This is a genomic window from Fibrobacter succinogenes (assembly GCF_902779965.1).
Classification (GTDB): Bacteria; Fibrobacterota; Fibrobacteria; order Fibrobacterales; family Fibrobacteraceae; genus Fibrobacter; species Fibrobacter succinogenes_F.
In genome coordinates this window covers 1-13645 of sequence record NZ_CACZDK010000023.1, presented here as the reverse complement: position 1 = coordinate 13645, position 13645 = coordinate 1, and the positions used below count along the sequence as shown (strand labels likewise).

The 13645-nt window shown below is 48.0% G+C and carries 12 protein-coding genes and 1 pseudogene; 10 read left to right on the top strand and 3 right to left on the bottom strand.

Annotated elements, in window-relative coordinates; genetic code table 11:
* Positions 1 to 230: 230 nt before the first annotated feature.
* The 6 genes from HUF13_RS11275 to HUF13_RS11250 all read left to right on the top strand — a co-directional run bounded on the left by HUF13_RS11275 (position 231) and on the right by HUF13_RS11250 (position 7933).
* Complete coding sequence (locus HUF13_RS11275; protein ID WP_304039107.1) at positions 231 to 2741, top strand: NPCBM/NEW2 domain-containing protein; 2511 nt, start codon at positions 231 to 233, stop codon at positions 2739 to 2741.
* Complete coding sequence (locus HUF13_RS11270) at positions 2738 to 3955, top strand: glycosyltransferase (protein WP_173475223.1); 1218 nt, start codon at positions 2738 to 2740, stop codon at positions 3953 to 3955. Before HUF13_RS11275 ends, HUF13_RS11270 begins: the two co-directional genes overlap by 4 nt.
* A gap of 12 nt (positions 3956 to 3967) precedes the next feature.
* Positions 3968 to 4654: a hypothetical protein gene (locus tag HUF13_RS11265; protein WP_173475222.1), complete on the top strand. Its 687-nt coding sequence runs from the start codon at positions 3968 to 3970 to the stop codon at positions 4652 to 4654.
* 291 nt (positions 4655 to 4945) lie between these two features.
* Entirely contained in the window at positions 4946 to 6841 is a 1896-nt protein-coding gene (locus HUF13_RS11260) for a hypothetical protein (protein ID WP_173475221.1), read from the top strand.
* A 28-nt stretch (positions 6842 to 6869) separates the two neighbouring features.
* A complete protein-coding gene (locus tag HUF13_RS11255) occupies positions 6870 to 7007 on the top strand; it encodes a hypothetical protein (protein WP_173475214.1) in 138 nt (45 codons plus the stop codon).
* A gap of 116 nt (positions 7008 to 7123) precedes the next feature.
* A complete protein-coding gene (locus HUF13_RS11250) occupies positions 7124 to 7933 on the top strand; it encodes a tyrosine-protein phosphatase (RefSeq protein ID WP_173475220.1) in 810 nt (269 codons plus the stop codon).
* Positions 7934 to 7993: 60 nt separating this feature from the next.
* On the opposite strand, the gene HUF13_RS11245 is transcribed toward HUF13_RS11250, so the two are convergent.
* Together HUF13_RS11245 and HUF13_RS11240 are read right to left on the bottom strand one after the other, a co-directional pair.
* Positions 7994 to 8878 (bottom strand): phosphoribosylaminoimidazolesuccinocarboxamide synthase, encoded by an 885-nt coding sequence (locus HUF13_RS11245; RefSeq protein ID WP_173475219.1) that lies wholly within the window; start codon positions 8876 to 8878, stop codon positions 7994 to 7996.
* 199 nt (positions 8879 to 9077) lie between these two features.
* Positions 9078 to 9374 carry a hypothetical protein gene (locus HUF13_RS11240; RefSeq protein WP_173475218.1) on the bottom strand — a complete coding sequence of 99 codons (297 nt, stop codon included), beginning with the start codon at positions 9372 to 9374 and terminating at the stop codon, positions 9078 to 9080.
* A gap of 155 nt (positions 9375 to 9529) precedes the next feature.
* Between HUF13_RS11240 and HUF13_RS11235 the strand changes: the two genes are divergently transcribed.
* From HUF13_RS11235 to HUF13_RS11220, 4 genes are read left to right on the top strand one after another with little or no spacing between them, the layout of a single operon-like run.
* Positions 9530 to 9793 carry a chorismate mutase gene (locus HUF13_RS11235; RefSeq protein ID WP_173475217.1) on the top strand — a complete coding sequence of 88 codons (264 nt, stop codon included), beginning with the start codon at positions 9530 to 9532 and terminating at the stop codon, positions 9791 to 9793.
* On the top strand, positions 9793 to 11010 hold the full coding sequence (locus tag HUF13_RS11230; RefSeq protein WP_173475216.1) for a prephenate dehydrogenase/arogenate dehydrogenase family protein: 1218 nt from the start codon (positions 9793 to 9795) through the stop codon (positions 11008 to 11010). The genes HUF13_RS11235 and HUF13_RS11230 overlap by 1 nt, the downstream gene beginning before the upstream one ends.
* Positions 11011 to 11028: 18 nt before the next feature.
* Positions 11029 to 12399 carry a 3-phosphoshikimate 1-carboxyvinyltransferase gene (locus HUF13_RS11225; protein ID WP_304039106.1) on the top strand — a complete coding sequence of 457 codons (1371 nt, stop codon included), beginning with the start codon at positions 11029 to 11031 and terminating at the stop codon, positions 12397 to 12399.
* 44 nt (positions 12400 to 12443) lie between these two features.
* Positions 12444 to 13328, top strand: coding sequence for an NAD(+)/NADH kinase (locus HUF13_RS11220; protein WP_173475215.1), 885 nt, complete (start codon positions 12444 to 12446; stop codon positions 13326 to 13328).
* A gap of 113 nt (positions 13329 to 13441) precedes the next feature.
* Here HUF13_RS11220 and HUF13_RS11215 read toward each other — a convergent pair.
* Positions 13442 to 13645 (bottom strand): annotated as a pseudogene (locus HUF13_RS11215) (bifunctional anthranilate synthase component II/anthranilate phosphoribosyltransferase); the annotation flags it as partial.

Below are 13645 nucleotides of genomic sequence, written 5' to 3'. Positions count from 1 at the left end.
TAGATTTGATTATTTCTGCGTTTAAAGAGGTTCTTTTGAAAAATTGATTGAAAAATGCGAAAAAAAGGAGACATTTTGAGGACGGTGTATTATATAGAACGATATAGGACGTTCGCGTAAAAATGGTGTGCTTTTAATCGAGTTGCTTGTAAAAACTGTATTGAATCTTGTGCGAAAAATAATGTTATATTTAACTCACTATGAAAAAAGAATCGTTAGGAAGGGATGGTGTGAAGCCGAAATCTTTGCGTCAGTCCTTTACGGAATGGAAGAATACCCTTCAATGGGATAAACCTCAAAATGTCATGTTGGCGGTTACAGTTGCCGTACTCGTATCCGCTTTCTTTATATTCAATAACTTATCCGTGTCTTATGCGCGGCATTGGGACATCGAATGGGGGTATTACTCTATTCTCCTCACGTTCCTTTTGCTTGTGGCGGGTATTGTTGTCAATGCTCCGTTTGTCGCAAAGCATGTGAAAGGGTTCCTGCCTAGCGGAAAATGTTTTTGCGGGCTTGCGCTTTTGCTCATCATGTTCTCGGTGTTCATCTTTGGGAACATCGGTAATACGCATCGCGTCTTGAGCGACGAGACGAGCTGGGAGTCCATGGGGCTCCAGATGTATTTCCAACATTCGGGCGGTGTCTGTAACGAGGGCATCTGGACGGATGGCGTTCTGGATTGCAAGACCGAGGTGAACAACTTCAAGGGCAAGGCTCTTGGATTTGTCTATTCGCTCGTGTTCAACTTCATGGAGCCGAACCGCGATACGGCTTTGATGGTGAACTATCCGTTCTACATTCTGAGCTTGATTGCGTTTTTCCTCGCGCTGAGCAAATGGTTCAAGAGCGATAAGCTTGCACTGGCGGCAACGGCGTTCCTGGGTGGCATGCCGATTTACCTGTTGCAGTCGCGCTCTGCTTCGACCGAAGTTCTTTACATTCTGTTGCTTGCGGTTCTGATGGCATGGTATGCTTTTGTGCCGACGAACAAGGTCACGTGGAAGCATTTCCTTTTGACGGTTCCGCTGCTTGGATTCTTTGCGCAGACTCGCCAAGAAACGGTGTTTGCGTTTATCCCGTTTGCGCTTTACTATTACCGCTATTTCCTTGAAAAGCCTTATCGTTTGCCCGCATTTGTCGCGTCTGTGATTTTTGTGAGCTGGCCTTCGATCAATACGATGGCGGCGTATCGCGGTTACGATTTCCAGGGCGGCACGCATGCGGCTCACTCGCTCGAAAATTTGTGGTTCAACTTGAAGACGAACATCGAAGTCATGATGAACCTCAAAACGGATTCTTCGTTTGGCGGTATCATGGAAAATCCGTTCTACACGACGTTTACCGTGATTTTGCTTTTGGCTACAGTGTGGCTCTTGTTCCGCATGTTCTATTCCCGCCGTTATATTCGCGGGTTCATCTTGGGTATCACGTTCTGCTTGCAGATTTTCGTGATCCTCCTGAACGTGTCCGGTACGTTTACGATTGATATCAACCAGCGCTATGTGCTTGTGGCGCTCCCGATGTTTGCGCTTTTGATGGCGCTAGGCCTTTACGATGCGCTAGTCTTCACGACGAAGATGAAGGACGATGCTGCTGCAAAGATTGTTGCTTCTGTCGCTTGCTTGTTGTCGGTGGGGCTCATGCTTTACCATGCTCCGAGTTACAAGTCGAACATGCTCTATTATAAGAACAAACTCCTCACCGAAGAAGATTTCTTGAATACGGAACTGGCGAAGTATCCGAAAAATTCTGTGTTCATTTACGCAAGGCCTTGGCAGATGCTAGCCTCGGGACATACTTCGTTTAGCGAAAGTTCGTTCAAGAGCTGGAGCACCGAAACGTTTGTTGAATGGATGCAAAAATCGGGCGGGAATATTTATCTCGTGCGCGGTCAGGATGGCTATGGAAAAGTCAACCGTGCAAGTCGTGTGGTGGGCTTCAAGACGACCGACCAGATTGATGATATTCTCAACGGTTTCAAGAATGAACGCGTGTTGATGAACGCTCGCGATTTCGGTTACGGACTTGCTATTTACAAGATCCTTTCGAAGAAGGGCATCTCGCATTACGCACAGAACTTCTTGGTGACCGAAGAATCGAACGGCATGATTGTTGTGAACAAGCGCTTCCCGGAATCGATTGCCTGCGATTACAAGGTGAACGATAAGGACCAGGGCGAAATGCTTGTTTCGAGCAATGCCGATACGTTGCTTCTGGATTCTGCAAAGATTCGCACAGGTATGAACCGCGTGGTATTGAGCTGCTCCATGCCGGACGAAGATACGCTTGTCACATACAGGGATTTCTTTATTGAAGGCGAAAACGTGGCTCTTCTCTCAAGGCTTAAAATGCAGCGTTTTTCCCAGGAATGGGGCGAACCGCAGATGGATGCTACGGTGGACCGCCACAAGTTAATGCTTGATGGTGAACCTTTCCGTTATGGCATTGGTAGCCATGCCAATTCGTCTTTGGTATATACGCTTTCGCGCAGCTACGATTGGTTCAATGCGGTTGTTGGTCTTGATGATGAAAGTGCCTGCGGTGATGGAGCTTACTTTGCTGTCGAAGCGGATGGTCGAGAAATTTACCATTCCAAGAAGCTTTATACGACAGACAAGGAACGCTTGAGACTCAATATCAAGGGCGCAAAAACACTCAATTTGCGTGTGCTGATGGGCAATGATAAAGATTGCGACCATGGTGATTGGGCACACGCTTGGCTAGAGGCTGAAAATTGAAAGTCCTTGTAGCTCCGCTAGATTGGGGTCTTGGGCACGCAACGCGTTGTGTGCCCATTATCCGCGAGTTCTTGCGGGCAGGAGCCGAGGTGGAACTTGCCGTCGTGAAGGCAAATGCAAGTTTTTACCGTGAGGTGTTCCCGGAACTCAGACAACGTCTTGCTCCGAGCTACAATATCGTGTATCCAAAGCATGGCTATAACATGGCGCTTTGGCTGCTCAAAAACAGTATGCACTTGAATGCCGTGATGCGTTTCGAACATCATTTTGCCGAAGAAATGGTCGAACGTTATGGTTTCGATGTGCTGTTTTCGGATAACCGTTTTGCATTTTATTCGAAAAGAGCGTATAGCATTTACATGACGCACCAGCGCCGGATTGCGTTCCCGAAAATCTTTTCGGCGTTTGAACGCCTTGGTGTCATGTGGCATTCAAATGTGATGCGCAAGTTCGATGAAGTCTGGGTGCCGGACTTGGAATTTTTCCCGGGTTATGCAGGTTCGCTTTCGCATTCTGGTGCAACCCCGGGCAATAAGCCGATGCGTTTCGTTGGGCCGCTCTCAAGATTTTCGGAAAATGCGATGCTTGTAGCGCGCGATAAAAATCCGCCGATTCCAAAGGATGTCGATCTGGAACGCGATGTGGACTTGATGAGCGTGTCTGAATTTATGGCTCGAACGGTCAATGAAAAATGGAATGCCGCTGAGGCCTCGCCGAAGTCGAGAGATTTTTCGAGGTTCAAGGTTGTTGCTGTTGTGTCGGGCGTGGAACCTGCGCGTACGCAATTCGAATTACAACTGCGCGAAGCGCTTTTAAAAATTCCAGGTCGCCACATGATGATTCTCGGGAAGCCTTCAGCAGGGTATAAAACGTGGACCGAACAGAATATCGAGTTCCACACGCATTTGGCAACGGCTGAATTTGCGGATGTCGTGCAACGAGCCGATTATGTGGTCAGTCGAGGCGGCTACAGCACTGTGATGGATATGGCGGAACTCGGTGCAAAATGTATCTTTGTGCCAACTCCGGGGCAGTTTGAACAGATTGTCCTTGCGCATGATTTGTCAAAAGAGGGCTATGCTGTTGAAATCAAGGCGGAAGAGCTTTCTGCCGAAACGCTTGCCAAGGCTTTTGAATCTTGCGTTAAAATGCCAAAATGGAGTAACCCGAACTTGCTCCACATGGCGATTGAAAGTGTTGTTCGAAAATTTTAAATAGAGTTGGATATGAACCAGTTTGTTCTTGCTTTCCCGATTCCTGTAGCTGTTGACGAAATTTTTTCCATTACCGAAAACGTCAAGGTCGCTGCCGATACAAAAACGGTGATGATTCCCGGTTGCAGCGTCCAATTTAACGTTGTACGCCAGCCGGCTTCGCCAGATGTTCTGGATATTTTCAAGGAACGTAATGATTTGACGGAAGACGAAGAAAAGGCCTTTGTTGCGCACAAGTCGCTTTTGTTCTTGCTCGGGAATGTAAAAAGCATAAACGATGTCGAAATGGTGAACTCCGCTATTTCGAAGATGTTTGCCGCCGGAGCCATCGGGGTTTACATGCAGCAGTCTGGCACGGCCTGGACGGCAAAGGCTTTTGAAGAACAGTTTGGCGATTCCGATTATCCGATGGACCCGTGGATTAACATCCTTGATTCGGGCGACTCGCTTTATACGCTTGGCCTAGCGGTGTTTACGCTGCCCGACTTGTGCATCTTGAATACGATTGAAGACCCGGAAGAAGCTCTCTTGATGGCGGCTGATAGCCTTTTTGGCGATGGTATCCCGGCAAAGTCGGGGAGTATCATTGACTGGGGTGACAACGAAAAATACGTGCTTCGTCAAGAACTCAAGGGCCTGTTCTCCAAAGATGCTCCTGAATACAATAAGCAAGGCTTGCTTAGAATTGTGAAAAAATAATAATGCTTATAACCCAAATGGGCTATGGGAGTATTATAGACTTTTGTCTAAATTTGCGTTTGTATGTTAAAAAACGCAACATTTTATACTTCCATACAGTTGTTTTTCACACTATTGTGTGCTTCTTTGTATAAACGTTGTAAAAATTGTCCTGTCGGTATTCCGTCGGGCTTATTTGTTTTTAACGATAAAGAAGGAATGCAAAAAATGAATAATTTAAATGTATTTAAAAAGGTGCGAATAGGTTTAATCCTACTCGTGATGTTTTTAATCTCTTCAACCGCATGGGCCGTGCCTACCCCTTCTCCTGTCAAGTACATTGACGAAAATGGCGAGACGAAGACTATTACAGATTACATCGAGCTTACCGGTGACGAATCTCCGGACGGTCCGATGTTCAAGAATGGCGGCTGGTTTGTGGTCAAGGGCGAAGTGACGTATGATGAAGTCCAGGGGCATCTTTTGGCGTTCAAGCAGCAAATTGAAAACGGGCAGTGTACGGGACCGGATGTCAACCTGATTCTTGCAGACGGCGCCAAGCTGACTGCGAAGAATGAAAATTCCGAAATGTCGTTTAGGAATCTGGCCGTCTATGCCCAGAGCACTGGCGAAAATATGGGAAAGTTCGAGGTCTATGCGGAAAATAGCACCGCTATATCTGTATTTAATGCATTTACCGTTTATGGCGGCTCTGTCAAGGCTCATTCATTTGAAGAATATGAGTATGGTATTTGGGCTGGTTCAGTCACGGTTAACGGTGGTATAGTCGATGCAGCAGGCGTTTCTTCAGGTATTAGAGCTTCCGATGCGAAAGTTATCATCAATGGCGGTTCTGTTACCGCTGCTGGTTTCAGAGGAATTTTTGGTTCTAGAGGAATCGAAATTAACGGAGGCGATGTCGATGCGACTGCGACTGGAGTTTCCGAAGGATTCGATAAAAGTTATGCTATTGGTTCTTGGTATGATGTTAATGTAAATGGAGGCTCTCTTACTGTACATGCCAAAGACAAAAGCCGTTATGGTATTTTTACTGAAGGTGTTGCATATTTAAATGCTGGTGAGGTCTTTGCCGATGGTGAAGGTAGTGGCATTGCTGCACGACCCACATGTTCGTCTTCTGGTGTTGAACTTGCTGGGGCTACCGTCACGACTAACCGCTATACTTATATTGATGATTTGGGGACTAAAAGTGGTTTCTTTGTTAAAGTTGCGAATGACGTTCTCTATACCGATGGCGAAGGCAATTTCTTTGAAGGTTTCATTTTTGAGTGTAATGGTTATACTGGTGAGACTATTGACAAACGTAACGCTATCGCTGGCAAAACGTTGCGTCCGGTCAAGCCGAATATCGTCGTTACACAAGACGGTGAGGGTAAGATCCATGCTGAAATCAACGGAAACTACATCGGGGAAGATGATTTCATAATAACGGATAGAATTGAAGTTGACGAAGTGAAGTTTGAACGCGATTTTACGACCGAAGGCTATTCTACCATAGTGCTTCCGTTCAACATAAAGACAAGCCTTTTAGTTGGTGTTGATTCTGTTCTTTCGTTTGATGGCATTGTCTTGGATGAAAATAAAAAGAAGGCCGTGGCCATGCAGGTTGTATGGGAAAAAACTTCGGAAGAAGTAGAATTGCAAGCTTACACTCCGTATATGATCAAGATGAGCGACAAGTCTCTTGAAATTCTTGGCTCTGTAGTCTTGGAAACGACTCGCGATGCCGTTACCGAAAAGGATGGCTGGGAATTCCGTGGAACATATTCTTTCATGAAGTGGACCGAGGACAGTCCGGATTTGGGCCGAGTCTATGGCTTTGCCGCTTCTTCTGAAGGTGACGTGTCTGTAGGTCAGTTTGTTAAAATCGCTGCTGGGGCCAGTATCCGTCCGCTGCGTGCTTACTTGATTCACAATGTGCCGAGCACGGTTCGCGCTAATGGCTACTATGCGAACCGCAACGTGGCTTCTATAAAGGATGAACTTCCGGAACAGATGAATGTGGTCATTGTGGGTAAAGACAAGAACGGCGAAGAACACACGACTGTCATTGGCCAGTTCAATACCCGCAGTGGAGAATTCCGTGCGAATAGCGTAAAGCGCGTGTACGACCTCAAGGGACGTCCTATGAACAAGGATGCTCGAAAGGTACGTGGTGCCTATTATGGAAAAAATTTACTACATTAACCCCCAAACCTTAAACAATTGAATACAAATGAATATGAAAAAAGAACAAAACCAGAAAAAAGAATACACATCTCCCGAGATGAAAATTGTTGAATTGCGTCATGAAGTCTGCCTAATGCAAGGAAGCGGCTCTGAACCTCCTCCTTGGAGTGACCAGCTCGGCTAGTCTATTGTAAGGACTGTGTAAACCCCGAAAGTTTTTAAGACTTTCGGGGTTTTTATGTATAAATGTTTTGAAATTGTAATGGATTTCGTTATATTAGACTTGTAAAGGGGACTTTTATGGCAAATGTTCTAAAGTTTGAATGCATTGATAATGCTCGACAGCTCGGCGGAATCGTCGCGGGCGGCCGCCATGTCAAAGAAAACATGCTTTTCCGCAGTGGAAATTTGTCGCTAGCGACCGAAAACGATTTGCATCGTTTGCGCGACGAGTTTGGTATTCGTTTGGTTATAGACTTGCGCTCAGACTTTGAATATATGCGCAAACAAGACAAACTTCTCGATGGAATGTCGATGGTCTCGATTCCTGTTTTAGACGAATTGCTGCGCAATAGTGCGCTGAAAAAGGAACAGATTACGCCCGCGAAAGGAGAGGGGATGATGGAGCTCCTTTTTAAAGTTGCGGGCTACCCGTGGGCCACTAAGTTAAAGGATGTACTTTATAGTTACTTTGCTGAAGGCGACTATGCGCATCGCCAGTTTGGCGAGTTCTTTAAGATTGTTCTTGCGCAAAAGGGTGCGCCAATTCTGTGGCATTGCACTTCGGGCAAGGACCGTGCCGGCTTTGGATCGGTGTTGATGCTCGCTGCGCTTGGCGCCGACGATAACGCTATTTTAGACGATTACACGGAATCTGAAAACTCGTACCGCAAACAGCTCGAAGTGATGACTGCGAAAGGCCGCGAATCCGGAATGACGGATGCGCAATTGGACGTGCTGCATTTCTTGGTGAGCGTCAAGCGCGAGTATATGGAAACTCCGGTAAAGCTCATCAACGAGAAATATGGTTCGCTATTGAATTTTATCCGGCAAAAAATAGGCGTATCGCAGGATGAAATTGATATGCTTCGAAAATACTACCTGGAGTAGTATTCCAAAAGAAAAAACGCAGGCCCGAAGGTCTGCGCGTTTTGCAAATAGACGTGTCTATTACAGTTCCGGTTGCTTGCCGGTGAGGCGCACGAAGATTTCTTCGTACTTCGCGAGCGTGTTCTTCACGACGTCTGCCGGAATTTCCGGACCCGGATAGGTCTTGCCCCAGTCGAGAGTTTCCAGCCAGTCGCGAACGTACTGCTTGTCGAAACTTTCCTGGTTCTTGCCCACCTGGTACTTGTCTGCCGGCCAGTAACGGCTGGAGTCCGGAGTCAGCACTTCATCGATGAGGATGGTTTCGCCATCAATTTCACCGAATTCGAACTTGGTGTCGGCAAGGATGATGCCCTTGCTTGCTGCGTAGTCGCGGGCCTTCGTGTAGATGTCGAGGGACATGTCGCGGAGAATCGTTGCAACCTTTTCGCCAACGATGTCGAAAGTCTGTTCGAAGCTGATGTTTTCGTCGTGGCCAACGTCGGGCTTGGTGCTCGGCGTGTAGAGCGGCTTTTCGAGCTTCTGGCAGAGCTGCAGGCCTTCGGGGAGAACATGGCCGCAGATCTTACCGGTCTTCTGGTAGTCCTTCCAACCAGAACCGACGATGTAACCGCGAACGATGCATTCGACGGAATGGCGGTGAGCCTTCTTCACGATCATGGAACGGCCGCGGAGGTAGTCGGCGTGCTTCTTCAAAACTGCCGGGTATTCGTTTACGTCGGCGGTGATGAGGTGGTTCTTCATACCGAGGTGCTGGAACCAGAACAGCGAAAGCTGGTTGAGGATTTTGCCCTTACCAGGAATCGGGGTGGGAAGCACCACGTCAAAAGCGGAAAGACGGTCGCTGGCGACCATCAGGAAGCTGTCACCGAGGTCGTACATGTCACGTACTTTGCCCTGGTGGAACAGCGGAACTTCGGTAATGGGAGTATCAAATTTTAAGCTCATAGTGCAAGCAAATATAGAAAAGTAGGAAGTAGACAGTAGGCAGTAGGCTGTAAACAGTGGGCTGTTTAAAAGTTTTGTGCAGTGGGCGGTGAGTGTCATCCTCGCATTACGACTCGTCATCCTCGCGAATGCGAGGAACCATCATTTCTTGAATGGCGTTTGGGAGGGAAACCATTAAGTTTCAGTCGAAGGATCGATGCTAATTCTGTTTGATTTTTTCGTAGTCCAATTTGTCGTTGACTTTGATGTCTTCTTTTTCTTCGTAATGAACCTTGGCCTCGGGCATTTCTCCCATATAGGTGCTTTCTGCATTGGAGGGCGTGGGCATTTTTGTATTCATGTAAGTCTGTGTATCACGACCGTCGCGTACCATTTGCGTTTCATTTGCCGTGTTGCCGATTTCTATAGGCTGGTAACCTCGCGGATCGGAGCTGGCGCAAGCTTCAAATGTTAAAGATGTGGCTATAGCAGCTAAAAATAATGCAATCTGTTTCATAAACATCCGAAAAAATTATAGTGATTTTGCACAAAATAAAAAAATATGCAGAAAAAATGTTGGCGATAGGCTGTAAAACGTGCTAAACGCAAATCCGGCCAAATTTAAAGGGCTCCGTAAATTTATGAAAGTGCATTTTTTCTACATTCACGTACATGGATATTAATGAATGGCGCATTCGCATTGATGAACTGAACGATGAACTGATGACACTCCTCAACAAGAGGGCGACATATGCTGCTGAGATTGGAAAAATCAAGAAGCAGAAGGGCTTGCCGGTGTTTGACGAAAGTCGTGAAACGGCAGTGCTGAACGGGGTTGCCGAAAAGGCTCGAAAGGCTGGTGGCCCGCTCTCCGAAGAATCATTCAGGAACATTTTCCGTGTCATCATGGAAGAAACTCGCAAGGTGGAAGAATAATGGCTGATGGTTTTAGTGGGCGACTTTCTTTTCGCCGCATTACTATGGTGGGCTTTGGCCTGCTCGCAAGTTCCGTTGCCGCTGCAATCAAGCAGGCTAAACTCCCGACGATTATCCGCGCGGTGAGTTCGCCTGCAACGCTTAAGCGCGCTCGTGAGCTTGAACTTGCTGATGAATTTTTCGAGTATGATGAAACTGAAAAGTGGGCGAAGGATAGCGACCTGATTTTGCTTTGCGCTCCGATTATCCACATCCTAAAGATGATTGATGCGCTGGGGCGTGTTTCGTGGGCTGGCACTAATGGCTCTGAGAATCGTGAAATTTTGGTGAGCGATATCGGCTCGACGAAGGTTGAAATTTGCAAGGCGGGGATGCGCTTGCCGGCTCCGTTCCGTTTTGTCGGTAGTCACCCGATGGCGGGTTCCGAAAAACGTACTTGCGAGTACAACGATCCTGCTATTTTTGAAAATGCGTATTGGTTTGTTTGCCCGCCAAATGGAACGCCTGAATCTGTTTATGCGCCGCTGTTAGAGCTGGTTCATTTTGTGGGCGCAAATCCGGTGGTGTTCCCGCCGGAACATCACGACCGCACGATGGCGTGGGTGAGTCACATGCCGCAAATGCTGAGTTCGACGCTGGCAGGCAACTTGCCGGAGCGTTTGCTTGCGCACAATTACCAGCATTTTGCGGGCCGCGCTTTCCGCGATATGACGCGTATTGCCGCTTCGGGCTGGGGAATGTGGCACGATATTGCCGTGACTAATCGCGACGAGACGACTCGTGCTCTTTGTGAAGTGCGTGACGGGCTGACCAAGACGATCATGGCGATGAAGCGCCTTAACGTTGTGAAGGACGGTAAGCCGGCTTCTGGCAATTTTGAAAATGACGAGGATAGCGTGGCGGCGGATAATTCCCAGGCGCTTGCCGATATTTTCAAGGCGGGTAACGATGGCCGTGCGAGCTTGTTTGCGCCGGGGCGCAATAACACGAACTCGTTCTACGAAATTACGGTCCAGCTCAAGGATAAGCCGGGCGCTCTGTTGAGCGTGATGCAGCCGCTTGCCGAAGAAGGTATTAACATTCGCGATATTGAACTGATGAAGGTTCGCGAGAATGTGGCGGGCACGCTTTTGCTTGCGTTCAAGACCGAAGAAGAGGCCGCGCGCGCAGTAAAGACTTTGCAATACTTGGAATACGAAGTTAAAGAAAGACGTTAATTTGTAATTAAGGAATAGATGATGGAATTCTTGATGAACCCCGACCGAGAACGGATGAATTTGACACTGGTGATGGCGCTTCTTGTGAATGGTCGTACCGTGCTAGAAGATTTCGCGTGGGCGAGTGGCAGTGAACGCTACGCCGAGGCTCTTAAGGAATTTGGGTTGTCTTATGAATTGCAGGGACACCAACTGGTGCTTAACGGCAAGGGCTTTCAGTATCCTGTGCCGACGATGCTCCCGATTAAGTTTAACGAAGCTGATAATGTAATGCTATGGACGCTTGCAAGCAAGGACGATGAACAACTTTATACGTTTGCTGCCGAAGTGGACGATGCAGGGATTGCCCGCGTGAATAACGCAAAGGAAACTGTCCAGAAGTATTTCAAGATTAAGGTGCAAAAAGATGAACCTGCAAAGTTTGTCTTTAATTTTTTGCGCGATGAACTGAATGTCAAGAAAGATTCGCTCGGGAATGTTTCGTATGCGATGCGCAATAGGCTTTTGCTCCGTGCGCTGATTCGCAATGAATATTTGAATTTCGAAGAAAAATCGACGGTGCATGACCAGTGGACGAAAATGCTCATTTACTTTGGCGCGGCGGTAAAGTACGAAGGCCGTGGCATGGAGCAGCTGAGTGAATTTGAACGCCGCTTGATGATTGCTCAAGGCAAGAAAATTGAACGCACTCAGTTCACGGAGCTTTCGGAAACGAAGGTGATTACGGCGCGTGAGTATTATGTGCCGGGCGATACGACCGAAGCGACTGCTTTTGCAGTCTTGGCGACGGTTGGCAATATGCCCAAGGACAACGTCATCAAGCTTTTGAATGTTGATTTGAACAGTAGCCGCGCAGGTGCGCTCACATGCCTCAAGCGCATGGGCGCCAATGTGGAAACGGTGAGCCGTCGTGAAAAGTATGGCGATGTTTTTGGCGATGTCGAAATCAAACCGCTTGCTTCTGGAAAGCGATTGCAAGGTCGCCGCTTTAGCGAAGACGTGATTGCAACGGCACTTGAAGAATACCCGCTGTTGGCTGTGGCGGCTTGCTACGCCGAAGGCGAGACGATTTTGCGAGTGCCTAAAGAAGTTCGCGTTGAAATGCGCCCGAAGAATGAAGTGTTGGCGGTGAACTTGCGCAAGACCGGTGCCGAAGTCGGCGTTTACGATGATGGCCTTGTCATTCGCGGTTTGGAAACGATTGTGAACGGTAGCGATTTTGACGGTGGGGAATCGGCGCAGATGGGGCTTGCCTTGAGCGTACTTTCGCTTGCGCTTCAGAACGATGAAGTAGTTGAAAACTTTGACAAAGTAGAAGCGATGTTCCCGGGCGTTTATGAAAAATTGAAAAACGTGCTAGTGGCCGAAAATGCCGAGAAAAAGGAATAAAATCTGGCTAACGCATGGGTGAAACGCGAAACTTGAGGGTGAAAATGAATAAGTCTTTCAGCAACATTGGGATTGTCGGGTTTAAGGACAAAAGTGCCGATTTGGCTTGTGCCTTGAAGCAGATTTCTGCTTGGGCGCTCGAACATCCGCAGGTAAAGTTTTACGCTCTCGATTCCTTGAAGGAACTCGTGAAAAAGCCAATTCGTGTTGTGAAAGAATCTGCGTTGCAGAAGACCGATTTGCTGATTGCTGTTGGCGGTGACGGCACGGTGCTTACGGCAGCGCATATGGCGCTTGGCCACAACATCCCGATTCTCGGCGTGAATGCGGGCCGTGTCGGTTTCTTGGCGGAATCGCGCGTGGAAGGCTTGACCAAGACGCTCGATAGCTTGATTGCAGGTGATTTTTCGACGCGTGAACGCATGATGATTGAAGCTGCTGTTTATCACGGAAAAAAGTGCATAGCAAAGCAAACGGTGCTGAATGAAGTCCACGTACGTGCGCGTGCTCCCGAACGCATGGTGAACGTGAATGTCGCTTATAATGATACGTGCCTGACAGAATACTGGGCGGATTCGATTCTCGTTTCGACACCGACAGGTTCTACCGCTTACAATTTGGCGGCTGGCGGTCCAATTATCCACCCTTCGACTCCGGCGGTGGTGCTTACGCCTGTGGCGCCGAGCAGCCTTTCGGTGCGCCCGCTTGTGCTTTCGTTGACGGATAAAAAATTGCGTTTGGCATCGGCGGTAAATTGCTCGATTGACCTTGTTTTTGATGGGCGCATAACGCTCGAAATGAAACCGGACGAATATGTAATGTTGTCTGAAAGTAAGCTTGTGACGACTTTTATTCGCATGCGCCATACGGGTTTCGTGGGAGCTCTTCGCGAAAAATTGGGCTGGACGGGAAAACCTCGCTCTGCTTAAAATGCCTCTTTATTTAAACTAAAACCGCTCCGAATAATCGGAGCGGTTTTAGTTTTTCTCAAAGGGCGTAGCCCGCGCTCATACCCCAAAGGGAGCGAACGCAACCGATCTCATTACGAATTCGTCGCGACCTTCACTTCTTCGATCTTCTTCAGCACGGAGCCGTCTTCCATAGCCTTCATGGCCTTGTCGAAGCCTTCCTTGATGCTGGCTGCCTTCTTGCTGATGTAGAGGGCGGCACCGGCGTTCAGGGCACAGGCATACTTGATGCCCGGGCGGCCCTTGCCGTTCAGCACGTCGAGAGCGAGGTTGAAGTT